Source organism: Bacillus sp. WC2503, from assembly GCF_052682895.1.
The window spans coordinates 3,950,657-3,976,945 of record NZ_JBQYMD010000001.1 but is presented as its reverse complement, the minus strand read 5'-3'; the positions used below and the strand labels follow the sequence as shown (position 1 = coordinate 3,976,945).

28 protein-coding genes, 1 pseudogene and 1 riboswitch are annotated in these 26,289 nt (G+C 35.9%); of the genes and pseudogenes, 16 read left to right on the top strand and 13 right to left on the bottom strand.

Features of this window, described 5'->3' with window-relative positions; translation table 11 throughout:
* Positions 1–10: 10 nt before the first annotated feature.
* Positions 11–763 (bottom strand): annotated as a pseudogene (locus ACUN26_RS20450) (catalase); the annotation flags it as partial.
* A gap of 182 nt (positions 764–945) precedes the next feature.
* Here ACUN26_RS20450 and ACUN26_RS20445 point away from each other — a divergent pair.
* Positions 946–2,199: an ATP-binding protein gene (locus ACUN26_RS20445; RefSeq protein WP_000664869.1), complete on the top strand. Its 1,254-nt coding sequence runs from the start codon at positions 946–948 to the stop codon at positions 2,197–2,199.
* Positions 2,196–3,413: an ATP-binding protein gene (locus ACUN26_RS20440; RefSeq protein WP_001032640.1), complete on the top strand. Its 1,218-nt coding sequence runs from the start codon at positions 2,196–2,198 to the stop codon at positions 3,411–3,413. Before ACUN26_RS20445 ends, ACUN26_RS20440 begins: the two co-directional genes overlap by 4 nt.
* A 110-nt stretch (positions 3,414–3,523) precedes the next feature.
* Here ACUN26_RS20440 and ACUN26_RS20435 read toward each other — a convergent pair whose 3' ends face one another.
* Positions 3,524–4,444, bottom strand: coding sequence for a Nif3-like dinuclear metal center hexameric protein (locus tag ACUN26_RS20435; protein ID WP_001111099.1), 921 nt, complete (start codon positions 4,442–4,444; stop codon positions 3,524–3,526).
* Between the two features lie 332 nt (positions 4,445–4,776).
* Between ACUN26_RS20435 and ACUN26_RS20430 the strand changes: the two genes are divergently transcribed.
* Positions 4,777–5,100 carry an iron-sulfur cluster biosynthesis family protein gene (locus ACUN26_RS20430; RefSeq protein WP_000289568.1) on the top strand — a complete coding sequence of 108 codons (324 nt, stop codon included), beginning with the start codon at positions 4,777–4,779 and terminating at the stop codon, positions 5,098–5,100.
* 221 nt (positions 5,101–5,321) lie between these two features.
* Positions 5,322–6,227: a DMT family transporter gene (locus ACUN26_RS20425; RefSeq protein WP_001255426.1), complete on the top strand. Its 906-nt coding sequence runs from the start codon at positions 5,322–5,324 to the stop codon at positions 6,225–6,227.
* Between the two features lie 28 nt (positions 6,228–6,255).
* Here the strand turns inward: ACUN26_RS20425 and ACUN26_RS20420 are convergent, their stop codons facing one another.
* Complete coding sequence (locus ACUN26_RS20420; protein WP_000639048.1) at positions 6,256–6,477, bottom strand: hypothetical protein; 222 nt, start codon at positions 6,475–6,477, stop codon at positions 6,256–6,258.
* Between the two features lie 291 nt (positions 6,478–6,768).
* Between ACUN26_RS20420 and ACUN26_RS20415 the strand changes: the two genes are divergently transcribed.
* Positions 6,769–7,152 carry an ATP synthase subunit I gene (locus ACUN26_RS20415; protein ID WP_000624935.1) on the top strand — a complete coding sequence of 128 codons (384 nt, stop codon included), beginning with the start codon at positions 6,769–6,771 and terminating at the stop codon, positions 7,150–7,152.
* 427 nt (positions 7,153–7,579) lie between these two features.
* Here ACUN26_RS20415 and pckA read toward each other — a convergent pair whose 3' ends face one another.
* Positions 7,580–9,166: a phosphoenolpyruvate carboxykinase (ATP) gene (pckA, locus tag ACUN26_RS20410; protein WP_000108810.1), complete on the bottom strand. Its 1,587-nt coding sequence runs from the start codon at positions 9,164–9,166 to the stop codon at positions 7,580–7,582.
* A 228-nt stretch (positions 9,167–9,394) separates the two neighbouring features.
* A riboswitch (SAM riboswitch) is annotated at positions 9,395–9,516 on the top strand.
* Positions 9,517–9,685: 169 nt separating this feature from the next.
* Between pckA and metK the strand changes: the two genes are divergently transcribed.
* The gene (gene metK / locus ACUN26_RS20405) at positions 9,686–10,885 is read left to right on the top strand and encodes a methionine adenosyltransferase (protein WP_000163114.1); all 1,200 of its coding nucleotides are present in this window, start codon (positions 9,686–9,688) and stop codon (positions 10,883–10,885) included.
* 41 nt (positions 10,886–10,926) lie between these two features.
* Here the strand turns inward: metK and ACUN26_RS20400 are convergent, their stop codons facing one another.
* Together ACUN26_RS20400 and ACUN26_RS20395 are read right to left on the bottom strand one after the other, a co-directional pair.
* Positions 10,927–11,106: a hypothetical protein gene (locus ACUN26_RS20400; protein WP_000902511.1), complete on the bottom strand. Its 180-nt coding sequence runs from the start codon at positions 11,104–11,106 to the stop codon at positions 10,927–10,929.
* 6 nt (positions 11,107–11,112) lie between these two features.
* Positions 11,113–11,292 (bottom strand): hypothetical protein, encoded by a 180-nt coding sequence (locus ACUN26_RS20395; RefSeq protein WP_000424805.1) that lies wholly within the window; start codon positions 11,290–11,292, stop codon positions 11,113–11,115.
* Positions 11,293–11,544: 252 nt separating this feature from the next.
* Between ACUN26_RS20395 and ACUN26_RS20390 the strand changes: the two genes are divergently transcribed.
* Positions 11,545–12,054, top strand: coding sequence for a MogA/MoaB family molybdenum cofactor biosynthesis protein (locus tag ACUN26_RS20390; RefSeq protein ID WP_000115581.1), 510 nt, complete (start codon positions 11,545–11,547; stop codon positions 12,052–12,054).
* Entirely contained in the window at positions 12,051–12,653 is a 603-nt protein-coding gene (locus ACUN26_RS20385; RefSeq protein ID WP_000049466.1) for a molybdenum cofactor guanylyltransferase, read from the top strand. Before ACUN26_RS20390 ends, ACUN26_RS20385 begins: the two co-directional genes overlap by 4 nt.
* Positions 12,654–12,933: 280 nt before the next feature.
* Here ACUN26_RS20385 and ACUN26_RS20380 read toward each other — a convergent pair whose 3' ends face one another.
* The 3 genes from ACUN26_RS20380 to ACUN26_RS20370 form a co-directional block, all read right to left on the bottom strand.
* A complete protein-coding gene (locus tag ACUN26_RS20380; RefSeq protein ID WP_001261593.1) occupies positions 12,934–14,076 on the bottom strand; it encodes a glycosyltransferase family 4 protein in 1,143 nt (380 codons plus the stop codon).
* Between the two features lie 12 nt (positions 14,077–14,088).
* Complete coding sequence (locus tag ACUN26_RS20375; RefSeq protein WP_000868586.1) at positions 14,089–14,622, bottom strand: phosphatase PAP2 family protein; 534 nt, start codon at positions 14,620–14,622, stop codon at positions 14,089–14,091.
* Between the two features lie 211 nt (positions 14,623–14,833).
* A complete protein-coding gene (locus ACUN26_RS20370) occupies positions 14,834–15,346 on the bottom strand; it encodes a gamma carbonic anhydrase (protein WP_000640217.1) in 513 nt (170 codons plus the stop codon).
* Between the two features lie 74 nt (positions 15,347–15,420).
* On the opposite strand from ACUN26_RS20370, the gene ACUN26_RS20365 reads away from it, so the two are divergent.
* Both ACUN26_RS20365 and ACUN26_RS20360 read left to right on the top strand, forming a co-directional pair.
* A complete protein-coding gene (locus ACUN26_RS20365; protein WP_000267438.1) occupies positions 15,421–16,224 on the top strand; it encodes an alpha/beta hydrolase in 804 nt (267 codons plus the stop codon).
* A gap of 37 nt (positions 16,225–16,261) precedes the next feature.
* Positions 16,262–17,326 (top strand): tetraprenyl-beta-curcumene synthase family protein, encoded by a 1,065-nt coding sequence (locus ACUN26_RS20360; RefSeq protein ID WP_001102465.1) that lies wholly within the window; start codon positions 16,262–16,264, stop codon positions 17,324–17,326.
* Positions 17,327–17,363: 37 nt separating this feature from the next.
* Here the strand turns inward: ACUN26_RS20360 and ACUN26_RS20355 are convergent, their stop codons facing one another.
* From ACUN26_RS20355 to ACUN26_RS20340, 4 genes are all read right to left on the bottom strand, one after another.
* Entirely contained in the window at positions 17,364–18,665 is a 1,302-nt protein-coding gene (locus ACUN26_RS20355; RefSeq protein ID WP_000867837.1) for a PepSY-associated TM helix domain-containing protein, read from the bottom strand.
* Positions 18,666–18,820: 155 nt separating this feature from the next.
* Positions 18,821–19,495: an aspartate/glutamate racemase family protein gene (locus ACUN26_RS20350; protein WP_000579297.1), complete on the bottom strand. Its 675-nt coding sequence runs from the start codon at positions 19,493–19,495 to the stop codon at positions 18,821–18,823.
* A 249-nt stretch (positions 19,496–19,744) separates the two neighbouring features.
* Complete coding sequence (locus ACUN26_RS20345) at positions 19,745–20,317, bottom strand: class I SAM-dependent methyltransferase (RefSeq protein WP_000764465.1); 573 nt, start codon at positions 20,315–20,317, stop codon at positions 19,745–19,747.
* Positions 20,314–21,273, bottom strand: a complete 960-nt coding sequence (locus tag ACUN26_RS20340; RefSeq protein WP_000868011.1) for a TIGR01212 family radical SAM protein — start codon at positions 21,271–21,273, stop codon at positions 20,314–20,316. Before ACUN26_RS20340 ends, ACUN26_RS20345 begins: the two co-directional genes overlap by 4 nt.
* 115 nt (positions 21,274–21,388) lie before the next feature.
* Between ACUN26_RS20340 and ACUN26_RS20335 the strand changes: the two genes are divergently transcribed.
* The 6 genes from ACUN26_RS20335 (at position 21,389) to ACUN26_RS20310 (ending at position 26,216) form a co-directional block, all read left to right on the top strand.
* Positions 21,389–21,652 (top strand): YtzC family protein, encoded by a 264-nt coding sequence (locus ACUN26_RS20335; RefSeq protein ID WP_000840865.1) that lies wholly within the window; start codon positions 21,389–21,391, stop codon positions 21,650–21,652.
* A 15-nt stretch (positions 21,653–21,667) separates the two neighbouring features.
* The gene (locus ACUN26_RS20330; RefSeq protein ID WP_001129345.1) at positions 21,668–21,817 is read left to right on the top strand and encodes a hypothetical protein; all 150 of its coding nucleotides are present in this window, start codon (positions 21,668–21,670) and stop codon (positions 21,815–21,817) included.
* 136 nt (positions 21,818–21,953) lie between these two features.
* On the top strand, positions 21,954–22,976 hold the full coding sequence (locus ACUN26_RS20325; RefSeq protein ID WP_000527728.1) for a DUF418 domain-containing protein: 1,023 nt from the start codon (positions 21,954–21,956) through the stop codon (positions 22,974–22,976).
* Between the two features lie 257 nt (positions 22,977–23,233).
* Positions 23,234–23,995 (top strand): ABC transporter ATP-binding protein, encoded by a 762-nt coding sequence (locus ACUN26_RS20320; protein WP_000165849.1) that lies wholly within the window; start codon positions 23,234–23,236, stop codon positions 23,993–23,995.
* Positions 23,996–24,011: 16 nt separating this feature from the next.
* Entirely contained in the window at positions 24,012–25,871 is a 1,860-nt protein-coding gene (locus ACUN26_RS20315; protein ID WP_000897747.1) for an FtsX-like permease family protein, read from the top strand.
* Between the two features lie 156 nt (positions 25,872–26,027).
* Positions 26,028–26,216 (top strand): hypothetical protein, encoded by a 189-nt coding sequence (locus tag ACUN26_RS20310; protein ID WP_001168330.1) that lies wholly within the window; start codon positions 26,028–26,030, stop codon positions 26,214–26,216.
* The last annotated feature ends 73 nt before the right edge of the window (positions 26,217–26,289 follow it).

Below are 26,289 nucleotides of genomic sequence, written 5' to 3'. Positions count from 1 at the left end.
TGTGTTAGTATGCTCTATCCCAAATTAACGAATGAACGCCGTGCTTTGGCTTCCAGTGGAATTTTACGAATCGCGACTTTCCATTTTTATTAACGAAACGAAATGTATGAACGTCAAATCCTTGCATCATTCGAAAACTTCTTGGAATTGTACGGTCGGACATAATCCACATCATCATTGCAGCTGATTCTTGATTATTGGCGATGAAGTCCCAAAAAGTATCATGTGCTGTTTGGCCCTGTGGAATTTCATTATGTGGCTCTGGTTTAAGGGCGTGAATAAGATCAGGAAATTTAATACCATCTTGAATGAAGAAAATTGGTATGTTATTTCCTACTAAGTCGAAATTCCCTTCTTCTGTATAAAATTTAACAGCGAATCCTCTAACATCTCGATTCGTTTCATTGGCTCCTTTTGATCCCGCTACTTCAGAAAAACGAACGAAAAGTGGTGTTGTTTTTGAAGGGTTTTGTAGAAAGTGTGCCATTGTTAGCTCTTCTAAAGATTCATATAACTCAAAAATGCCATGTGCTCCGAATCCTCGTGCATGAACGACTCTTTCAGGAATTCGTTCACGATCAAAATGAGAAAGTTTTTCTCGCATAAGAAAATCTTCCAGAAGGGTAGGGCCACGATCACTGGCAGTTAAAGAGTTTTCATCATTTGAAATTTTAACACCTGTATTTGTTGTCATCTCCTTTCCTTCATTTTCGGGTGTAAAGGATTGGAGCTGTTCTGTCTTTTTATTTTTTTTGCCGTCCATATAAAACACCTCCCATAATATACGTATTATTGATTGTAGTTTTTATGCTTGCATATAGTCTGAAGATATTATACTGTTGGTATGATTTTCCTCAAATGTTCGATTTATCTTTGTTTGTCTATGAAAATCATTTATTATAATAAATGGTATTCTTCGAGATATTATTTTGAAGGGGTGTTAAAGTGAAAGAAAGTTTTCTATCATATAAAGAAGAAGAAAGGAATGCAAAAATTTTCTTATGGGTGCTATTTGTTACTGTTACTGCATATCAAATTTTCTATGCAATCGTATTAGAAAATAAATCACTAACGGATAAGGGACATAACATACTATGGCAAGTTATTTGTGGAACAGCAATACTCGGCGTGAATATATATTTAATAAAAAAAGAGAAAGCAAACCTTGTTAAATATACATGTTTATTTGCATACATAGGGATAGAAATGGCTAATATACTTTCGTATATTCTTTATAATAAGGCGGCATTTGATGGGGTAAATATAATAGAAATTATTCTCATTTTCTTTGTACCTATATTTTTAAATAAAAAGTATTTTGTGTTTTTACTTGCTACGATTATAGGGAAATATGTGATTTATTTATTTGTATTAGAGGAAGTAAAAGCGTTTATGTTTCTTATTATGTACACACTTTTATTAATAGCTGCATACATCATTTTAAATCGATTTTTACAATATCTTTCAGCTGTAAAGGAAAGTATTAAGATTGCTAGTGAATCACAAAAATTAGCAGTGATCGGAAAAATGGCAGCGACAGTCGGGCATGAAATTAAAAATCCACTTGCTTCGTTAAAAGGATTTACACAATTACAGCGAGAGAAGCATGAAGATGATCCTATTTATAAACGAATGATCTTTGAAATAGAAAATATGAATAATATGATAAGTGAGTTAATGGAAGTTGCTACATGTAAACCTTCTATTTATGAGAAACATGATGTAGGAAAAATTGTATTACAAGCAGTAAAAACTCTTCGCGAAAAAATGAATGAATCAAATGTTCAACTTATTTCTAATGTGGAAGAAAAAACAGTGGAAGTTGAATGTGATGAACGAAAAATAAGAGGAGTTTTTTTATATGTCATAAATAATGCTCTGGAGGCAATGGAGCAAGGTGGCATTTTAGATTTGCGATTAGAAAATAAAGGGAAAGATTATGTGATGATAAGTATAATCGATAGTGGTTACGGTATTAAGAAGGAAAATTTAGCCCGTGTGACAGAGGCTTTTTATACAACGAAACAAGATAAAATTGGTCTAGGACTTACGGTAGCGGATCGAATTGTTGCCGAGCATCTTGGTGAATTATGCATTGTAAGTGAAAGAGATATTGGAACAAGAATAGACATCATTCTTCCAATGAAGTTTGGAAATTATGAAATCCAAGTGGAAGAAAAGCTAGGAGTTACCATATGAATAAAGGCTATATATTTAAAAATGAAGAAATAAAGGCACTCAAAGTATTTTTAAGCTTATTTTTTATTATATTTTTTGTATATGATCTTGCCTATGAATTTATCGTACCTTTAATAGGGGGAGAACAAGAAGGAGTAGGAAAATTCGAAGATGGTTTAGGCTTATGGCTCTATTTTTGGATGGTGATATTGTTTTGCATCGGCATATATTTTATGAAATGGAAGAATCCATTTGCGGTAAAGTATATCATTTTAATTGGCTATAATATATTAGATTTTATCCATAATATTATGATTTATTCTGGTAGTGATGCTGAGTTTGATGGTGGAAATATAGTAGAAGGATTTTTCATTTTATTTGCACCAATCTTCGTGAGTAAAAAATATTTTTGGTTAGTTATAGGGATAATTGTTGGAAGGTACGCTCTTATTGGAATCATTATTCAATCTTCTCTCGTTTTAATCCCAATGGCATTATGTAGCGTATTCTCCATTATATGTTGGATTATATTTTTGAGATTCCAGTCTTACATTCGTACGATTGAGATGATGGATAAAGAAATAAAACAAACAGAAAAGCTAGCAACTGTTGGAAAAATGGCAACAGTTATTGGCTATAAGATTAGAAGACCTTTAGCAACTTTAAAAAAACTTGTGAATAAACAAGCGAACAAGCATCCCGAGGATAAGATTTATAGCGATATTATGAAGCAAGAGGTAGAACGAATTCATACAATTACTACAGAACTTAGTGGGTTTGAGAAATCTAAATCGCTAGAATCAGAAACTCATAACATACAAGAAATTATCGCTTATGTTATTCGGGTTATGGGTAAGCCTGCTTTAGAACAAGGGGTGCACATACAAGGTATTTACAGTAAAGACATACCGTCAATTACATGCGACGAAAAACGATTAAAACAAGTATTTTTTAATTTAATCAAAAATGGGATTGAAGCAATGTCAGTTGGTGGGACGATTACGATTAAAGTTACCGTAGAAGATGGAATCGTCGTTCAGGTGAAAGATGAGGGGTGCGGCATTCCAAAAGATAAAATTCCAAAGTTAAATGAAGCTTTTTACACAACGAAAGAAACGGGCACAGGTTTAGGGTTAGTAGTTACAGAAAAAATTATTAAAGACCACAACGGTAAAATGAGCTTTGAAAGTGAAGTTGGAGTTGGAACGACGGTAAAGGTAATGTTGCCGATGTAATGATAAAATATTCGAAAAAGGGAGATTACTTACTTGAGAGCGATCTCCTTTTTTATTCTGTAAAAAATAAATTGATGTGTGTACCCATCTTCACTAATTAAAGTGTCCTTTTATAACCACCATTTCTCCTGCGGAATTAAAGTAATATCCAAACGAAAGTTCTCTTTAAACCAATCATATATCAATGTCTCTTTCACTAAGTATTCAGAGGCAGAGTGCGACACACCGATGAGTGACATATTCGTTGTTTTTACATAATCCATAATGAGCGAGTATTTATGTCTACCGTAATCATTGTCGATATGGCAATGGATTTCTCCTGCAATATATGCTTCAGCACCTTTTTCTTCTGCTTCGTTCATTAAAGATACGACATCGCCACATCCAGCGATAATTGCAATTTTTTTAATGGAATCGTGTTGTTTACCTTCGAAGTCTGTGTAAGGAATGTGGAAGAGTTTTTTTAGACGTTTTTGGAGTGCTTCTGTTGATGTTTCATCTATTTCACAAATGAGACCGACTGGCTCGCTTTCTGGACCACCGTAAGCAAATCCATCAATTACACTGGCTTGGAGTGCTTTTGCGATTGAAATGCTTGTTCCATACGTTTGATGAAAATCCATTGGTCCGTGACATGTATATATAGAAAGTTGTTTTTCTTTTATCGCCTGCAAATATTTTTCTGGAATGGGAATAAAACCACGGCCTGATTTTCCAAGCGGATCACCGCACTCCATAACAAGTGGATGATGCATAAAGAGTAAATCACCGGGTGTCGATTGTGAAATGAAAGCTTCAAGAACGTCATCTGTAGGGAATACAGATAAAAATACTTTGTTTACATTTTCAGCCCCTCGTATCATAAGACCGTTAAATAGCTCTACAAAAGTTGCTTCAAAAAATTGTTGCCATGGAAATTGGATAGAATCATATACAGCAGGGATAAAGCGACTAAAGGCAATGTCTTTTCCGTATTTTTCGATTTGGAATATATGATTGAGTGATTGTTCTATTTCTTTTAAAGCTGGCATGTTGTGTTATCCTCCTTAAACTAATTCTTACTCTATTAGTTATTTTTGTTTTTCATGGCAAAATAAGAAGCGGATAGGAAACAAATAAAACCTAGAATCCAACCAATAGAAGGAGAATAGGGAAGTATATGTTGTAATATCATTCCGCTAGAAATAAAAAAGCTACCTAATAGGCCTAATAAAATAGGATATCGCTTTAGTTGAGACATCAGTGATAGAACCTCCTTTATCACATACATTGTATATTAGTCTTAATTTTCTGTATACAAAGTTTTAGAAAAATAGTGGTACAATATATGAATGATACGAGAAGAGAGGATGAACATTAACAGATGTACGTTACTGTAACAGAAGCAGCATATAAAAAAATCATGGATACGATTCCAAATGAAGCGAAATATATAAAGTTATTTTACGATAATGAAGGTTGCGGTTGTGTTATGAGCGGAATCATTGATTTAGTAGCTGTAGTCGAAAAAGATGAGCGTGATGTAGATATTGAATCAAGTACACTTAGCTTTATCGCCGATCGCACAAAGCTTGTATTTATGGATGATAAGTTAACGGTTGATTGGCATGAAGGTGGAGGAACTTTTCAGTTGAAAAGCCCGAGCCAGTTTTATAATCCAAATATGAAGTTACATGTTCGAGTATAATAAAGAAAAGACGGTTCCAATATGTTTTTGGAATCGTCTTTTTCATTGCATAAGGTGTTATTATTGCCGTTTTTTGTTGATAAGTCGATATACTTAAAAATCGCCGATATAATTTCATGTGTCAAAGTAAAGCTCTTGATACAATAAAAAGATTTTTTCACATAATGAAATGTACACATGATTGAATTTTCTGTATAATTTTCTTTGCGGAGGGGATACGCATGAGAAGATGGGGAATTGAGTTATTAATTTTAAGTGTCGTTATGATTTGGGGTATTAACTATACCATTGCAAAATATGGGCTTGTAGAATTTACAGCAATTGAGTTTACTGCTATTCGGATGATGGCAGCGGCACCGTTACTGTTATTGCTTACATTCTTTATTGAAAAGTCGCTTTATGTGGAGCGAAAAGATATACCAAGATTAATCGTTGTTAGTTTTGTAGGTATTGTACTATATCAAACGTTATTTATGGAAACTGTTAAATATACATCCGCTACAAATGCCTCTTTACTCATTTCTATTTCACCTATTTTTACAACTTTATTTGCGGTTTTTTTGAAACAAGAAAAGTTTTCTTCTCGGAAGTTAATTGGTTCTATGATTGCCTTTGTGGGTGCAGCATTAGTTTTAGTAGCGGGGCATTCACTCGCTAGTTCTTTTTACGGGAATGGAATTGGAATGATTACATCAATATGCTGGGGGCTTTATCCTGTTTTAGCAGGGCCATTAATTAAAAAATATTCAGCACTACGTGTTACTGCATGGTCGGCATTAGTTGGAGCAATTCCGCTTTTATTATTAAGTGGTCCACATGTATTTGTCATGCCGTTTCACATTACAAAAGGGATGACACTATTTGCTTTACTATATTCTATTTTCTTTGTAACAGTATTTGGTTTAGTAATGTGGTATATCGGTGTTCAAAAAATTGGGGCATCCCATACGATGGTATATATGTATATTACACCGATTGTAGCGGTTTTATTTGCAGCTATATGGGCAAATGAATCTATTTCATTACAACAAATGATCGGTGGGATAATCATTTTCTTTGGTCTATGGTTTGTAAAATTGGAGAAAGTAAAAGTTCATACTACCGTACAGGAACCTATATCAAAATAGGAAAACAGATCACTTATGATCTGCTTTCCTATTTTTTTATTTTTGGTAAGAAGACGAGAAATAAGATAGCAGTAATAAGTGGAATTAAGTTTAAAAATGGAATACGGAAGAGTGTGATAAGAATAATACCTGGAAGGAGAACACCGAGGACAGCGTAGAAAATACTATGATTTTTCGTGTACCAATATAGCGAAAGTCCAATAAGTGCAGGGACAATGAGATGAATGAGAGCCATTAAAAAATAAATCATTAGACGCCCCCTTTATTTGTGTATTTATTACATCATATCCGTATGTTCATAGATTGATATCAATTTTTTCATAAATGGACGAAAAATGTTTGGAAAAACGTCACAAATTATAAGAATATGATGTTCGAAATCTTGTATAATATTATTTTCTGAAAACATTTAAACAACATAAACATTGGGTTTATGTTGTTTTTAATTTGAGTGAAGAGAATTTTAAGTAGTATGAACTCGAAAGAAATGAGTTATACAGCTTTTGTTGGATAGATTAAAACTACTGAAGAGGGGTACAGCATGATTAGTATGTCATTAAGATCGTTTAAAATTCAATCGTATTATTTACTAGGTATTCTGCTATTAGGCTGGATGTTAACGCCGTTTTCAGCGCATTTTCTAGGTGCAGGAATTGGACTTATCGTAAGTATGTATTGTGTTTGGCTTTTAGGGAGACGAATTGAGAAGCTTGGAGATAGCATTGTAAAGAAAACGAAAGCACCGACGCTCGGTATGTTTAACCGTTTTGCCGCTGCTATTTTGGGTGCTATTATTATGTACGAAATTGAGCACCATATGGTGATGTGGGCTTTTGCAGTAGGGATTATGGGCGGTTATTTCTTAATTGTTGTTAATTTAGGCTACTATAGCATGAAAGATGAGAAAGAATTAACGAAGAGATAAAAAGATAAAAGCTGCTCTTTAGATGGGATAGAGGATCCAGCGGTGGCTAGAAGCGGTTAGAGCCTTTTTTAGTTCCAGGCAGTGTGAGACCAGAAGGATGTAGTAAGTAGGAAAAAAGTTTGTGTGTTTGAATCTGTGATTTATATGTGTGAAAATTTAAGTATATGAATTGTAGATTGTGGTTGGGAATTTTTTAGATGGAATAGAGAATCCGGCGATGGTTAGAAGCGGTTAGAGCCTTTTTTAGCTCCGTACTTGTATAAAAAATAGATAGAAAGAAGCTTACGTAAAAACGTAAGCTTCTTTTTTATGTAAGTGTGTGTAACCGTTAAGCCGCATTGGGTTTTGTCGGTGAGTACGCGAAACTTTTCGGTTACACGACACTTATTCATATGAGTAAAGGGTTATTCCAACAGAAAGTTTTAACTTAAGCGATTGGACCGCCTAAGTTAATAATAGCTTCAGAAACGCTGTCGAACTTTTTGAAGTTCTCTTTGAATTCGTTTGCAAGTTCAATTGCTTTTGTTTTGTAAGCAGCTTTATCAGCCCAAGTTTGTTCAGGCATTAATACTTCGTCAGGTACACCTGGTACGTGAAGAGGTACTTCAAGACCGAAGATGTCATGTTTAGCAGTTTCAGCTTTTGCAAGTTCACCGCTTAGTGCCGCTTGAATCATTGCGCGAGTGTAACCTAAGTTCATACGCTTACCAACACCGTATTCGCCACCAGTCCAGCCAGTGTTTACTAAGAATACTTTCGCATCGTGTTTCTCAATTTTTTCACCAAGCATTTCAGCATAGCGAGATGCATCAAGTGGTAAGAATGGTGAACCGAAGCAAGTTGAGAATGTAGCTTGCGGAGATGTAACGCCGCGCTCTGTTCCTGCTAGTTTACTAGTGTAACCACTTAAGAAATGATACATAGCTTGTTCTTTTGATAACTTACTGATTGGAGGCAATACGCCAGATGCATCAGCAGTTAAGAAAATGATTGTATTTGGATGTCCTGCAACACTTGGCAGCACGATATTGTCAATCGCATGCATAGGGTAGGCAGCACGTGTATTTTCTGTTAAAGTAGTATCGTTATAGTCAGCGATGCGTGTTTGATCATTAATGACAACGTTTTCTAAAACAGATCCAAATTTGATTGCATCAAAGATTTGTGGTTCTTTCTCATGAGAAAGGTTTACACATTTCGCATAGCAACCGCCTTCAATATTGAATACACCGTTATCAGACCAACCATGCTCATCATCACCGATTAATTTACGGTTTGGATCAGCAGATAAAGTTGTTTTACCTGTTCCAGATAAACCGAAGAATAGTGCTACGTCACCTTCTTCACCTACGTTTGCAGAGCAATGCATAGAAAGAATATCTTGTTCAGGTAGTAAGAAGTTCATAATAGAGAAGATTGATTTTTTCATTTCTCCAGCGTATTCTGTACCACCAATTAGTACGATACGTTTTTCGAATGAAACCATGATGAATGCTTCAGAGTTTGTACCGTCAATTACTGGATCTGCTTTAAAGTTCGGTGCAGAAACAATTGTAAACTCTGATTCATGAGTTGTTAATTCTTCTTCAGTTGGACGAATAAATAATTGATGTACAAATAGATTGTGCCATGCATATTCGTTAATAACTTGAATTGGTAGGCGATAGTTGCGATCGGCGCCTGCAAATCCTTTGAAGACGAATAACTCTTCTTTTTCTTTTAAGTATTCTAAAACTTTAGTATATAATTTATTAAAATGTTCTTCAGAAATCGGTTGGTTCACAGCTCCCCAAGCAATTTTGTCAGCAACCGATGCTTCTTTCACAATAAATTTATCTTTAGGAGAACGTCCTGTGTATTTTCCTGTTGAAGCAGAAACTGCACCAGTAGAAGTTAATTTCCCTTCATTTCGCATTAATACTTTTTCCACTAATTGCGGAACACTTAGTTGAATCTGTGCATTGCTTCCGTTCAATAATTCATGTAAACCGATTTGGACATTCACAGTACTCATATTTATATACCATCCTTTTCATTTAATGAAATATTTCTCGTAATCCCCATCAAGAGTATAACACAATTATATAAATAATGTATACTATTTATTTATTTTTGTTTGTGTGAATGTATTATTTCCTTATTAATATTTCATTCCAGGCGTATTGAGAAAAACTTTCAGGAAAATGTGAATATTAATTGACAAATGAATATCATTTCTTTAGTATAGGTTGGGACGGATACTCTCTTATCCCGAGCTGGCGGAGGGACAGGCCCGATGAAGCCCAGCAACCTCACTTGTAGTGGTAAATACATGTGAATAGGTGCTAAAACCTGTGCGAGGCTAATGGTCTCGAACGATAAGAGCAAAGGGCAAAAAGCAGTATGCAAGTAGCAAATTAAACCTTTCCTCTATGTTAAGTAGGAAAGGTTTTTCTGTATGCTTGTGTGGGAGAATAAATGTATGTCGCAGTTTGTGGCAAATTAAGGATGAGTTCCGTACAATATATACAATTACTGTAGGGAGGTTTACCACATGACAAAAAAACGTCATCTGTTCACATCTGAGTCTGTAACTGAAGGACATCCAGATAAAATTTGTGACCAAATTTCTGATTCAATTTTAGATGCGATCTTATCAAAAGACGCAAATGCACGTGTAGCTTGTGAAACAACTGTAACAACTGGTTTAGTATTGGTAGCGGGGGAAATTACGACTTCTACTTACGTAGACATTCCAAAAATCGTTCGTGAAACAATTCAAGGCATTGGTTACACACGCGCAAAATACGGATTCGATGCAGAAACTTGTGCAGTTTTAACATCTATCGATGAGCAATCTGCTGACATCGCTATGGGTGTTGACCAAGCGCTAGAAGCACGCGAAGGTCAAATGACTGACGCTGAGATTGAGGCAATTGGTGCAGGAGACCAAGGTTTAATGTTTGGTTTTGCATGTAATGAAACACAAGAATTAATGCCACTTCCAATCTCGCTTGCTCACAAATTAGCTCGCCGTTTAACTGAAGTACGTAAAGATGACACATTATCATACTTACGTCCGGATGGAAAAACGCAAGTTACAATTGAGTATGATGAAAATGGTAAACCTGTACGTGTAGATACAATTGTAATTTCTACACAGCATCATCCAGATGTTACATGGGAAGAAATCGATCGCGATTTAAAAGAGCATGTAATTAAAGCTGTAGTTCCAGCAGAATTAATGGATGGAGAAACGAAATTCTTCATTAACCCAACTGGCCGCTTCGTAATTGGTGGACCACAAGGTGATGCTGGTTTAACAGGACGTAAAATCATCGTTGATACTTACGGTGGATACGCTCGCCACGGTGGCGGTGCATTCTCTGGTAAAGATGCAACGAAAGTTGACCGTTCTGCAGCATATGCAGCTCGTTATGTTGCGAAAAATATCGTAGCAGCTGGTCTTGCTGACAAAGCAGAAGTACAACTTGCATACGCAATTGGCGTAGCACAACCAGTATCAATTTCAGTTGATACATTTGGCACTGGTAAAGTATCTGAAGACGTACTAGTAGAACTAGTTCGTAACAACTTCGATCTTCGCCCAGCTGGTATTATTAAAATGCTAGACTTACGTCGCCCAATTTACAAACAAACAGCAGCTTACGGTCACTTTGGACGTACTGATGTAGATCTTTCATGGGAACGTACAGACAAAGCAGCTACTTTAAAAGAGCAAGCTGGTCTATAATATATGAAAAAAAGCTTTGCGCAGTGAGCGCAAAGCTTTTTTTATTTCGTTTTACTTACAATTTGAATGCATGATTTACAATACACTTCTCCGTCTAGCTCAATATATTTTTTCATATTAGTCATACCACTTGCTGGAAATGGCATATGAATCCGTGATTTTTCATATGTTTGTATTTCTTTTTCACATGATTTACAAATGGTCCGTTTCTTATGTAACATATGCAATCAACCTTTCATTTGACGTGCTTTACCCGCGCAAAAGGCACTGCTTAGTAAAAATAGCGTTGCGAATATAATACTTACTAATGTGGCGTATGGAATTGCTCCTTTTAGAGAAAAACCGACAGTGATGGAAGCAACGAATAAGAGGATGAATGTTGTTGTTAATTTTTTGTATAGTTCCATAATAGGTAGACCTCCGATTTATTTGGTAGTGCAATTTTAAAAACTGAATTCTACTATGTAGAAAATATAAGAAAAGTTAAAGGTTAGCTAATGATGTGAAGTCTAGGGGGATAAGAAAGAATGTTTTTCATTTTCCTTTTTGTGGATTACTATACTTATATTGTATCATGATGCATCATCGTCTTCATACATAATTGTGTAAAGGTATGTATGATAAAATGAAGAAAAGTCTTTAAGAAAGGAAGAAGAAAAATGAGTGTCAATGAACATAAAAAACAAGCGCCAAAAGAAGTGCGTTGCAAGATTGTAACAATTTCCGATACACGTACGGAAGAGACAGATAAGAGCGGACAACTATTACATGAATTGTTAAAAGAAGCAGGCCATACAGTGACTTCTTATGCAATTGTAAAAGATGATAAAGAAAGTATTCAGCAAGCAGTGTTAGCTGGTTATCATAAGGAAGATGTTGATGTTGTATTAACAAATGGTGGTACAGGTATTACGAAACGTGATGTCACAATTGAAGCCGTATCAGCGCTATTAGATAAAGAAATTGTCGGATTTGGTGAGTTGTTCCGCATGATTAGTTATTTAGAAGATATCGGAAGTAGTGCAATGTTAAGTAGAGCGATTGGTGGCACAATTGGGCGAAAAGTTGTCTTTTCAATGCCAGGATCTAGCGGAGCAGTTCGCCTTGCGATGAATAAGTTGATTTTACCGGAGTTAGGTCATATTACATTCGAACTGCATCGCCAATGAGTAAGTGGGCTGGAATTGTATTAGCAGGTGGTATGTCGAGTAGGTTTGGTGAGCCGAAAGCGTTAGCGAGCTGGCAAGGGAGTACGTTTATTGAGCATATTTTGAAAGTGATGACAAGGACGCTCCAAGAGGTTGTAGTCATTAGTCATTCTGATATAAAAGAGCGAGTAGAGCAATTCGTACAAGTTCCTGTTATAGAAGATATTCCGCACTATAAAGGAAACGGTCCACTTGCTGGAATTGTATCAGGAATGGAATATATAGAAGCAGATTGGTACGCTATTATGCCTTGCGATGCGCCAAATGTTTCGCATGAGTGGTTTACTATTTTATTAGAGCAAACGAACAATGAATATGATGCGGTTGTACCTATTATTAATGGAAGAAAACAACCGTTACTTGCAGCGTATCATAACCGTGTGAAAGAAAAGATTTATACTTTACTTCAAGAAGAAAAAAGAAGTATGGGGCAGCTTTTATTACAATGTAATGTGAAATATGTTGCCGGAGAAGATATACAAGCAAATGCAGAATGGTTTATAAATGTAAATACGAAAGAAGAATATGCGCAAGCTCAAAAAAACCTTTCAAATGAATGAAAGGTTTTTTGATATACAGAATTGGGGAACAATTGCTGTATAAAGGTATGTGAGTAAGCTGATTTTAAGGGGAATTCTTAAAATCACTATACAGTAAAAATACTGTATAACCATATATTAATTTTTATGGGTTTTTATTACAAGTCTGTTTAGTTATGTTTATTTTTGTTATAATGTATATAGAAATAAAGTGATATTTAACCTTATGTATCATTTATTAAACTAAAATTTGTGTTCGTGTAATAAACTCCCTTCATTTTTTTGAAGGGAGTTTTTGTGTTTAAGCGAGTAATTCTGATGTGGCGTGCTGAAGGACTTCTGCATATTGATTAAGTAAGCCACGAAAAATCTCATCCCAGCTTTTGGATTTCGCATAAGACGAAGCTGCTATTCCCATCTGTATAAGTTTTTCTTTATTTTGTAATAAAGAATAAATGGATGATAGAAATGCATCCGCATCTTTTGGTGGACAAAGAACTCCCGTTTTTCCATCTGTAATAATATTTTTAACTCCGCCACTATTTGCACCAATGACAGGGGTACCACATGCAAGTGATTCGAGTACGACATTTCCAAACGTTTCAGTAGCTGATGGAAATACCATTATGTTAGAACAAGCATATGCTTCAGCTAAATCTTCACCTTGTAAATAGCCAGTAAAAGTGACATTTGTTTTCGAGACAGCTTCACATAAGTTTGCTGCTAGAGGACCATCTCCGGCGATGAGCCAATGAATGTCGTTTCGAGTATGCGCGGATTTAACGATAAGGTCTTGCAACGTATCAATATCTTTTTCAGGAGCAATCCGTCCAACATAGGAAAGGACATACTTCGCTGTAATATTATATTTTTTTCGGAATAGGTCTGTATTATAAGCTGGATGAAAGAGTGTGCAATCTACACCACGTCCCCAAATAGAGAGGGACTGAAACCCTTTATTTTTTAGTTGATGTAATGTTTCAGAGGAAGGAACAAAATTCTTTTGCATATGACTATGAAACCATTTTAAATAGTTCCAAAGCATATTAGAGAGGAATTCGATTTTGTAATAGCGTAAATAGGCATCGAAATCAGTATGATAAGAACCGACAACTGGAATGTTTAACTTTTTTGCATAATACAATCCACAAAGTCCCATGTTGAAAGGTGTAGCAATGTGAATCATATCAGGTTTAAAGGTAAGAAGTTCCCGTTTAATGCGCGGAGTAGGAAAAGAAAAGCGGCATTCTGGATATAATATTGTTAACGGGATACTTCTCATTTTGTTCACATTTGCTACGAAATTATCTTCAGCGGTATGCTGAGGGGCGAAAACAGAATAGGCGATATTTTCTTTTTGAAAGTAACGTGTTAATCGCTCTAATGTTTTCGCAACCCCATTGATTTGTGGTGTAAAAGTATCGGTAAATATGGCGACTCTCATCATATCGCTCCTTTACGTGAAGAGTGGGATGCATTGATAAAAAGAGATGATGCCAGAGCAAGTGCCGAGGCACATACCGACGAATACGTCTGACGGATAGTGAAGCCCTAAATAAATGCGAGAAATCCCGACGCATAATGCTAACGGTAATAGAAAAACAAGTAAGCTTGGATTATAGCAAATAAATGGAATGAACACAGAGAAAACAGCCGTTGTATGACCAGACGGGAAAGAGTGGTCTTTTAATGGATGGACTGGATATTTTGCATCCTGAATTGTTAAATAAGGACGTTTTCGTGGATAATATCTTTTTAATATTTGCACAGGAATATGGCTAATTGCTAAAGAAATAGCAGTTGCAATTGCAGCTTGATGCAAAGTCCCTTTTGCGAAAATTAAAAAGAAAAGTGTGAGTGCAATGGAGAAAGTGGCACCACCAATATGAGTAATATTGCTGAAAAAGATATTTAATGTTTTTTGATCAAAGTAGCGATTAATTCCTTTGAAAATGTAACATTCTATTTTATATAATCCACTGACCTTCATGAAGATTCTCCTCCCTCATCTACATATATATGGAGATATTTGCTTCTATTTTAATAAGATTTTGTTGAGGGAATAATAATGTTTTGTAAAGAAAAAGTTAGTTTTTATAAAGTGAAACTTTAATCAGTGGGGATTCTGTTCATCCACCACTGATTATTAGCCTTCACCAATCGGGATGAAAAAAGCTGCCAATCTTATGGCAGCAGGAAAATTATTTTTGTAATGATTTATAGTATTGACCTTTTTCAACGTATTGTGTGCGAATTCGTTCCATGTCTTTACGGTCTTCTTCTGTTAATTCACGAATGACTTTCGCTGGGCGACCGAACGCTAACGTATTTGGTGGAATTTTCTTCCCTTGTGAAACGAGACTCCCGGCACCGATAAAGGCTCCTTCACCAATTTCAGCACCATCTAATATAATAGATCCCATTCCAATTAAAGCATCTTTTTTAATGTGACAGCTATGTAAAATGACTTGATGTCCAACTGTAACGTCATCTTCTAAAATAAGAGGATACTGAGGGCTTTGGTGGAGTGTACATTGATCTTGTACATTTACCCGGTCTCCAATTATAGTCGGTGATACGTCACCTCGGATGACTGTATTAAACCAAATACTTGCTTCTTCACCAATGGAAACATCGCCTGTAATCGTAACATAGTCAGCGATAAAAGCACTACTCGAAATTTTTGGGTTTTTTTCTTTATAAGGATATATCATGTAAAGCCTTCCTTTCCTAGAGACTAGTTTTAGTGTATCAAATTATGAAAAAGAGTGAAATGGAGGAGGTCTGTATGTGGAATTATGAAGCGGAGGAAGCGAAAGCTGTAGTCGTTATTGTACACGGCGCAATGGAATATCACGGACGCTACGAAGCGGTCGCGGAAATGTGGAATCATATCGGCTACCACGTCGTGATGGGAGACCTTCCGTCACATGGAACGACTTCGAGAAATAGAGGACATATTGATTCATTTGATGAATACATAGAAGAAGTTAAATTATGGGTGAAAGAAGCTAGAAAATACCGGGTACCTATTTTTCTATTCGGTCATAGTATGGGCGGTCTTATCGTGATTCGTATGATGCAAGAAACGAAGAGAGAAGATATAGATGGTATCATTTTAAGTTCGCCATGTTTAGGCGTATTAGCTGCACCTGCTGCTCCGCTTCGAGCGGCTTCAAAAATATTAAATGTTGTTGCACCAAAATTGCAATTTGCAACGAATCTTACAGTGGAAATGTCGACACGTAATCATGAAGTGAGAGATGCGATGGAGAATGATTCGTTGTTCTTGCGCAAAGTATCAGTACGTTGGTATAGTGAATTAATTAAGTCTATTGAAATGGCCCATAAGAAAATAAACGATTTTCCAGATGTTCCGCTCTTGCTAATGCAAGCATGTGAGGATAAACTTGTAGATAAAACACGTGTCCGCATATGGTTTGATAATGTTAAAATAAGTGATAAGGCATATAAAGAATGGCCTAATTGTTATCATGAATTATTAAATGAGTATGAGCGTGATGAAATTTTGAATTATATTCAGTCATTTACTGAAATACGTATCAATAACATAATAGAAACAAATAAGTAAATTATTTGTACAATGAATAGAGGAGATGAAGGAAGAAGTGAACGTACCGAGTAATCCCATAACGCTCATGGCGAAAGTATACCGTGATGTGTTTCCGGTTGTACACCATGAGCTAGCGATGTGGAAAGAGCGTGCCTACCATATTCCGAATGATGAGCTTCATAGTCAGGCAATCGCAAGTATTGAGCATAAAACGTTTCATTGCGAGGGCGGTGGCATTTTAGCGCTATTAGCAAATGAACACCGAGAGGAATGTATTCGTTTTATCGTAGCGTATCAAACGATTAGCGACTATTTAGATAATTTATGTGATCGCAGTACATCACTTGATCCGAACGATTTTGCCGCGCTGCATGAATCCATGTTAATGGCATTATCACCTGAAGTAGAAGGTGGCGGTAATTATTATCGTTATCGTGATGATCAAGATGATGGTGGTTATTTAGATGAACTTGTTGAAACGTGCCAAGATGTTTTAAAGAAAACGAAGCACTATGACAAAATTGCTCCTGTTCTTCATGAACTAGCTTGTTATTATTGTGATTTACAAATTCATAAACACGTGAAGTTAGAAGAAAGAGAGCCACGTTTAAAGACATGGTTTGAAGCACATAAAGAAAACTTACCCGAGATGAGCTGGTTTGAATTTTCAGCATGTGCCGGTTCTACGCTTGGAATCTTCTGTCTTGTAGCATATGCATTTCATGATGAATTACATGATGAAGATATTGCGAAAATTAGACAAGGGTACTTCCCTTACGTACAAGGACTCCATATTTTACTTGATTATTTTATCGATCAAGAAGAAGACCGTATAGGCGGAGATTTGAATTTCTGTAGTTATTACGAAAACGAGCAAGCTATATTAGATCGCATGAAACATTTTGTAGAAGAAGCAGAGAACAGCATTGGTGATTTGCCTCATGCGAAGTTTCATCGTCTTATTAGCCGAGGGTTACTTGGTATTTATTTATCAGATCAAAAAGTATCAGCACAAAAGAATATGCACAAAATGGCACGGCGCATTGTAAAATACGGAGGGCTTACTTCACGATTCTTCTATTGGAACGGGAAGTTGTACCGAAAGAAAATGGCGCAGTGATGAAGAAAACCACTCTATATGAGTGGTTTTCTTTTCATTATAATCGTATTTTTGAAAATACATATATAAGAAGTTCAATCGCAAAAATAACTAAAACAGACAGTCCGAATAAAGGCATGACAGCGCCTAGTATAACCATCATGATAAAGAAAACGAGTACGCTTTTCTTATCTCTTTGCTTTGGCGGTGCTGCTAATTTTCCTTTCGGCTTTCTTGCTAACCACATTTTTATTCCGTAATAAATGAGAAGTAATAAAGAAAATGTCGTTAGTAAGCATAATATTTTATTTGGCCATCCGAATAAATGTCCTTCGTGAAGCGGGATGCCGTAAGTGAACCATTGTGCAAGTAATCCATAATCACGATAGTCCGTTTTTGAAATGAGTTCCCCGCTATATTGATCAAAGTAAGCTGTTATCTCTTCATTTGGTGCAACATGCATACCTGTAATACCAGAACCGCTCGATTTCGAAACAGTGAATACACCTTTCGGATCAGCTGGTAGTGAGATAACATATGGCTTTTTTATTTCAATTTCTTTTTGTAATTCATCGACAGAAATTGCTTTCGGTTCATTTGAATTCGATTCAGGCGGAGCTTCTTTTCTTGTTGCCCACGGCAATTCTTTTACCTTCGATTCAGGTGGTGCCATATACAATTTGGGATATCCGATCGATTCATTCGACGCTGCGATTGTATAAATTTGGTTGCCCATAAATCCTGACCACGGCAATCCAGATGCGACTAGCAGAAAGAGAGGAATTGTAAATATAATACCGATAATAGAATGACGTCTTTTTGCTTTTTCTCGCTTATTGGATGATGGTGTGTTTTTGAATTGGCGTATACTCATGTACAATCCGGTTACGATTAAAAAGATTGTCCAGCATGCCGCAAGTTCTACAGTATAGTTGACGACAGTGCCACCAACTAAAAGAGAACTATGTAATTCCCTCATGATATTGGCAAACGTTTCACTTGCATTTTGATCCCCAACAATTTGATTATTGCTGTCTAAATACACATATTTTTGTTGCCCAGTATATTCATTCGCAATAGTAAGCCTCGTATTATAATCCCCATTAAACTCACTAATTTTCGCCACGCTATAATGTGGATATTTTTTCTCTGTTAAGGAAATAGAATCAGACATCGAAATAGACTCTGTTTGGGCGCTCTTCCCAAAATACAAATCTTTATAGATGAAATCCTCAACCTCTTCCCGAAATAAATACCCAATTCCGCTCAGTGACAAAGTAATAAGAAGTGGCGTAATAAAAAGACCAGCATAAAAATGCCAACGCCAAAAAATGTAATGAAGCGAACGATTTACTTTCATACTTTCAGTTCCCCTAACCTTCCCTATATGAATAACTACTTATTTAATATAGCGAGATTAAGTGTGGATACTTTGAAAGAATTGTGAAGAAAGTTAAAAGTTTTGGGGGTTTTTAGCAAACAAAAAACACATTTTAAAAGGGCTGTTTTCTATGTTTATGAAGATCTTTTAGTATTTGATAGATACATCCAAACAACCGCCTCAGCAAGACATTGAGCAGAATCCACAAAATCCTCACTCGCCACAACATTCAAATCAGTACATGCGATAATAGCAGTATCTATTTCATCTTTTAATTGTAAAACGAGCGCGCTCCATAATTTGCGGGCTTCTTCAACTTCTCCGCTTTTAATACAAGTAATAATTTGATTAATCATCTCCTGCCATTTTTCATTATGGAGGTATTCTATATTACGTTTTGCAATCCCGTCTTGGTAAATTCCAGCTTGAACAGTCGCTTCTGTTGCGAGAAGAGCGACTCTTTTTACAGTTTCAGGAATTGCTCGTAACGTCTCATCGACTATATTCAAAATTGGAATAGAAAGAGAATGCTGTAATTCTTCAAAATAAAGATGCGCTGTATTGCAAGGCATAGCAATAAAGTCTACACCAGCACTTTCGAGTTTTTGTGCTCCTTCAATAATCGCTTTTTTCATCGCTTCGTGATCGATAGGACGATCCATGTAAAACGGTGTTGGGCAAGAATAAATCATCATATGAGGAAAGTCTATATCATGTTTTGCTCCGTATATTGTTTGGCACTCTGCTACAACTGTATCGACGAATGGCCCAGTTGATTTTGGCCCCATTCCTGCTAGTATTCCAATCATTTTTTCGTCTCCTTTAACATTGTATATATCCATTATATAGGAGGATAACAAAAAGACGTGCAGTGAGTGCACGTCTTTTTTTGTTATGTTTTGTCGAATAATCGATATATCCAAGAAATCGTTGATATATTGTAAGTTATGATAGATATATCGAAAAAATCGTTGATATATCCTGAGTTATGATAGATATAATTGAAAAATCGTTGATATAATTACCCCGTTAATGCCCCCACTGATTAAAGTTTCACTTTATCGCTTCTCAATCGCCACAATAAATGGCGGGTTATTTTGCTGGTTAATGAAGCCGTATCGCAAAACGTGAGCTTGTTTTTGGTCGAGTTCTTCTGCAAATTTAAGTACAGCGTCGCGTTCTACTTGTCCTTCTGGATGTCCGTGGTAAATGACAAGGACGATGATACCTTCAGGTGCCATTATTTCTAATAATTGTTCGATCGCCGAGATTGTTGAGTTCGGCTTTGTAACGATATGTTTGTCTCCGCCTGGAAGGTAACCTAAGTTGAAGATTGCGCCTGTTACTTTTCCTTTTGCATCTTCTGGTAATACGGATACAAGTGTATCGTGACTATCGTGAACTAAAACAGTACGTTCGAAAAGTTTTTTTTCTTTTAGACGGATAGTAGAACTTTCAATTGCTTCTTTTTGAATATCAAATCCAAATACTTTTCCGTTATCTCCAACAATTTCAGCTAGGAAGCAAGCATCATGACCATTTCCAAGTGTTGCATCTACAGCGTAATCGCCTTCTTTAACAGCCGTTTGCAGCAGCGAGCGAGCAAACGGTAATACACGTTCTAATTTCATTTTTGTTTCTCCTCATTTACATATTTTCCTTGCCAGCTTCCGCGGCGTACAAATTCTGCATCGATGGAATTTAATACTTCCCATTTATTTAAGCTCCACATTGGGCCAATCATTAAATCAGGTGGACCGTCACCTGTGATACGGTGCACAATTACGTCTTCTGGAATCATTTCAAGTTGGTCAACAACGAGACTTACGTAATCTTCAAGAGAAAGAAACTCCAATTGTCCTTTTTCATATTGCTTCACCATTGGCGTTCCTTTTAATAAATGAAGCAAATGAATTTTAATTCCTTGTACGTCAAGCTTCGCTACTTCACGAGCTGTTTCCATCATCATGTCGTAATCTTCAAGTGGAAGACCGTTAATAATATGAGAGCAAACTCTAATGCCGTGCTTACGTAATTTATTTACACCTGCAACGTAAGACGGATAATCGTGGGCGCGGTTAATAAGATTGGCAGTACGTTCATGGACAGTTTGTAGTCCAAGCTCAACCCAAAGATAAGTGCGTTTATTTAAGTCCGCTAAATATGCAACGACATCGTCCGGTAAACAATCTGGACGAGTTGCGATAGAAAGACCGACAACGTCTTTTTCTGTTAGAAGCGGTTCAAATTTTTCTTTTAACACTTCAAGTGGAGCATGTGTATTTGTGTACGCCTGGAAATAAGCGATACATTTTCCGTCTTTCCACTTTGCGTGCATTTTTTCTTTCATTTCATGATATTGCGTTATAACATCATCGCGGCGATCGCCAGCGAAGTCACCAGATCCAGCGGCACTGCAAAATGTACAGCCACCATAAGCAACTGTACCGTCACGGTTCGGGCAATCGAAGCCAGCATCTAATGAAACTTTAAAGATTTTTTCACCAAATTCATTTCGTAAATGGTAATTCCATGTATGATAACGTTTATTGTCGTTTGTATATGGAAAAGGGTTTTGAACCTTCATTACTTTCCCTCCTAAGACGAGTCAAAATGAAACAAATAAAATCCATTATAACATACTCATAAGGTTCAGATGGAAGGGACACACTAAAGGGGAATTGAAGCAAGGAGGGACAATTATGGCAGAGCGTCAATCACTTGAATCGTATATTACACAGGCGGAACAAGCGGTGGAATATGCGAAAGAGCAATTAGATCTTGGTATGAGACAAGAGCATTACAATACGATGGAGTATTCAGATGCACAGTTACAATTAGAACAAGCATATAACGATTTACAAACGATGCAACAACATGCGAATGATGAGCAACGTGAGCAGTTAAATAGAGCACGTATGGCAATTCGCCAATTGCAACATCAAATGATTATTACACCGCACTAATAAGGAGTGAATGTAATGGCGAAACGTTCAGATCAAAATAACCCAGAGCAAAAAACACAAAATGGACATAACGCTGAGTTTTCGAATGAGCTTGATCCAGTTGTGCAAGTGAAACAGCGCAACAGTAAAAAAGGACAACCTCAAAGATCGAAGCAATCAGAGTAGACCAGGTCGCAATATGACCTGGTTTTATTTTATTATATTACAATAATGTAAGATTCCTGTAAGGTTAACCGATAGTTACGATTGTCCTTTTCCAGTAGAGTAAGGAAGGATTAAATTTTATACAAGGAGTTGCTTTATGGGGAACAATATTACAAACAAACGAATTGATGAGTTAGATTACATTCGTGGTTTCGCACTACTGGGGATTATTTTAGTAAATATTCTTGCACTACTTAATATTAAAATTCCAGACCCTAATACAGTGGATGCAAGTTATCAAAGGTTTCTATACTTATTTGTAGAAAGTCGTTTCTTCTCAATCTTCTCATTCTTATTTGGAGTAGGATTCTATATCTTTATAACGAGAGCAATTGCGAAAGGGAAGAATGGATATGTTCTATTTCTACGCCGAGTAGTTGCACTATTTATTTTCGGTTTGATTCATTACATGTTTCAGCCAGGAGAGGCATTAACGTTATATGCAATTTGCGGGTTAATCGTTTTACCATTTTATAAAGCGAAAAAACAAGTGAACTTAGTTATTGGCCTTATTTTAACAATTGCTTTTAGTGTAATGGGGATTAAAGAACTATTACCACTCGGCTTAATTTTATTAGGTCTTGCTGCAGGCCAATATCGTGTATTTGAAAATCTCACGCAAAACATAAAGAAAGTCGCTATTTTTACAGGTATTATGTTTGTTTTAAGTGTCGTAGCTGTATGGTATCAATACGGGCACGTACCTGCTGAGCCATTTGTAAATATGATACTTATGAATGAGGACGGAACAATGGATGCTGCAGGCCGATTTTTAAAAATTGGTGTTACAGTTGGACCAGTCATTTCAGCTTTCTATGTGGGAGCATTAATTTTATTACTTCAATTAAAAACAGTTCAAACATTGTTAGCACCACTCAAATACTATGGTCGTATGGCGTTAACAAATTATATCGGACAAACTGCAATGATTTTAATTGCAGGAAGTGCATTTAACTTTGCGGGAAACTTAACGTACATGCAGACGTTATATGTATGTATTGCAATTTACGCAATTCAAATTGTGTTTAGTGTGATTTGGATGAAAATCTTTAAGATGGGTCCACTAGAATGGATTTGGCGTGTTATTACGTACTGGACGGTAACACCTTTAAAGAAATAAAGAGAGAAGTAGGCTGTTCCTTTTGTGGAACAGCCTACTTTTATTTTCAGCTTTTGTCGGTAAGTCAATATAATTTCATTTACGGATGTACCATTTCAAAAAGTGAACGAATTTGTATTTAAAGGAAAAAAGTCAACCTTACATGCTCAGCCTTTTTATATTACAAAAGTGTAAGGTAAATGTAATGTTAACAAATAGCAGTTCCCCTCCAAAAAGCGCAAAATAGGTAATGGAAAAACAAGCATAGGAGGATATATATGACGAAACCAGTTGTAGACGTGAAAAACGTTCAAAAAGTGTACGGTAAAAAAGGTGAGAACCAATCACACGCGTTAAAAGGTGTATCATTCTCAATTCAAGAGGGTGAGTTTGTAGGAATTATGGGACCATCTGGTTCTGGTAAAACGACATTATTAAATGTAATTTCAACGTTAGATAAAGCAACAGGCGGCGTTGTTGAAATTGCGGGTACGGATATTACAAAAATGAAGCAAGGTGAGCTTTCAGATTTCCGTTCACAAAAGTTAGGATTCATCTTCCAAGACTTTAACTTATTAGAGAACTTATCTATTTACGAAAACATTGCACTTCCACTTTCACTTCAAGGTGTTTCATCACGTAACATTGGACCGAAAGTAGAAAAAGTAGCAGATATGTTAGGAATCACAGAAATACTTCAAAAGTATCCATCTGAAGTATCTGGTGGACAAAAGCAACGTTCGGCAGCAGCGCGCGCTTTAGTACATGAGCCAGCAATTATTTTAGGGGACGAGCCAACAGGAGCGCTTGATTCTAAAAATGCAGCGAGTTTACTTGATGCGATGACAAACTTAAATGAAGATCAAGGTGTATCTATTATGATGGTTACACATGATCCGTATAGTGCAAGTTACTGTCAGCGTATTTTATTCATTCAAGATGGTGAGCTATATAAAGAAATTCACCGTGGTGGTACACGTGAAGAGTTTTATAAAGAAATTTTAGATGTGCTTGCAGACTTAGGCACACAAAAAGCGTAGGAAAGGAGACTTTGGCATGTTATTCAAACTTTCCATGTCAGGACTAAAAAGTAAGCTGAAAGATTATATCGTCTTACTGGTTGGTCTTGTCATGTCGATTTCAATTTTTTATATGTTCCAAACGTTAGCGTTAAACGAGGCCTTCCTTAAGGAAAATTCTACTATTGGTCAAATTGGATTTGTATTCCAAGCAGGTTCATTTTTACTAGCTATTATAACGTTCTTCTATATTTTGTATGCGAACTCTTTCTTACTATCTCTTCGTCAAAAAGAGTTTGGTATGTATATGATGTTAGGAGCAAAAAAACATAAAGTTACATTACTTATGTTTATTGAAACAATCGTATTAGGTGCTGCGTCTCTTGCGATTGGTATTATAGTTGGTGTAGGACTTGCAGAAGGTATCGGACAGTTATTAATGAAACAATTAGAATTTGCTGGTGAAGGCTATAAAGCATTTTATTTACCATCTATGACTGTTACTTGCATCTTCTTCTTTGCACTATTTGTATTATCAGCAATTATGAATAGTATTAAATTATCTCGTATTTCTGTATTACAACTTGTACATGCAGATGCACAAACAGAACGTGTTGCGGTAAAAGGGAAAATGACAGGTTTAGTTGCATTCCTTGCGGTTATTTTATTAGGTATTGGCTATGCATCAATGATTTATATGGAAAAACTAAGAGAAATGGGAATCATTATTGCATTAATTACAACAACAGCTGGTACTTATATGCTATTTGGATCGCTTCTTCCTGTTATTATTAAAAAGTTAAAAAGTAATAAAAAACGAAGCGAAAAAGGGCTTAACGCTTTTACTTTTGCACAATTAAACTTCCGTATTAATAGTTTAACGAAAGTGCTTGCGACAGTAGCAATGTTAGTTGCTCTTGGAGCGGGTGCAATTTCAGGTGGTATGGCGTTTAAAAATAATGTTATAAAAATGGTAGATGGTTTAGTAATATATGATTCAGTAGTTCATAACCCAACAGCTGAAGAAAAGAAAATTTTAGACGGTATTACATTTAAAGAGAAAAACGAATATCGTTACAAAGTAGATGATAAATACGTTTACTATATAAAAGAGGATTTAGAGAAAAATCGTCCTTTAGTAAAAGATATGGCAAACATGAAATCGATGAAAGATTTAGTGAATACGAAGAAAGCTTCAGAGGAACTACCAGTAGGTGCAGTTTCTAGAGACATGAATGAAACAGATGCGAACGCTAAAGAACTTCCAAAAGAATGGGTTGATGCTTTTAGTACAATCCATCCATATTATATATACGAAGATCATGCGATTAAAATTGTAGACCAAAAAATGTACGATGGGATAAATGGTAAAGAAGGTATAGCATTTATCGGAAAAGTAGATGATTTCTTAACATATACAAAAGAATGGAAAAAACTTGACGAGTTGCAGCTAGATAAATATAAAAATGTAACGGCTGAAAGAATGAACAGTAAATATCAAGCTTACGACATGTTCTACGGTTTTGCGAGTGGAACAGTGTTTATGGGCTTCTTCCTTGGCATTGCTTTCTTAGCGATGATGGCAAGTTGCTTAATGTTTAAAATTCTGTCTGGTGCATCAAAAGATATTACGCGTTATCAAATGCTTCGTAAAATCGGGGTGCGCCGTGAATTATTAACAAAATCTATTTATAAAGAGTTATTCTTAGTATTCTTATTCCCGGCAATTGTCGGTATTGCTCACGTATTAGTTGGTATGAATATTTTCGGATTTATTTTACTTGATCCGTACTTCCGTATTTGGGTACCAATTGTAATTTTCGTAGTTATTTATGCGATTTATTACTTCATTACAGTTCAATTGTATAAAGGAATTGTTCTTCCGAAAGAGGACTAATAACAAAAATACCGAGCGTAGGGTGCTCGGTATTTTTGTTATTTTCAGAAAAAATAACGAAAAACATTGATACGTTACTTAATTATGTTATAAAATATAATTAAGTAACATAAACTAAACATATAAAGTAGCAGGAAATGAAAGGAGGAATCCAACTTGCAGAAAGAAGATGGATCTTTATTTGAAGTTATAAGTATAGCGCTAAGGTCCAAAGAAGTTTTACTATTTTCATCTTTATTCCTCGTTATTTTTCTAACCGCAACGTATTTTTACAATAGTAAGTTTCCAAATCATAAATATCCAGAATTTTTAGGTGCATTAAAGTATATCGCTTCAATTGTATAGCGTAAAAAATTTAAAAGGAAATGGATAATACATGGAATTCCCATAGCATGATAAGGTAAAATGGACAACATGA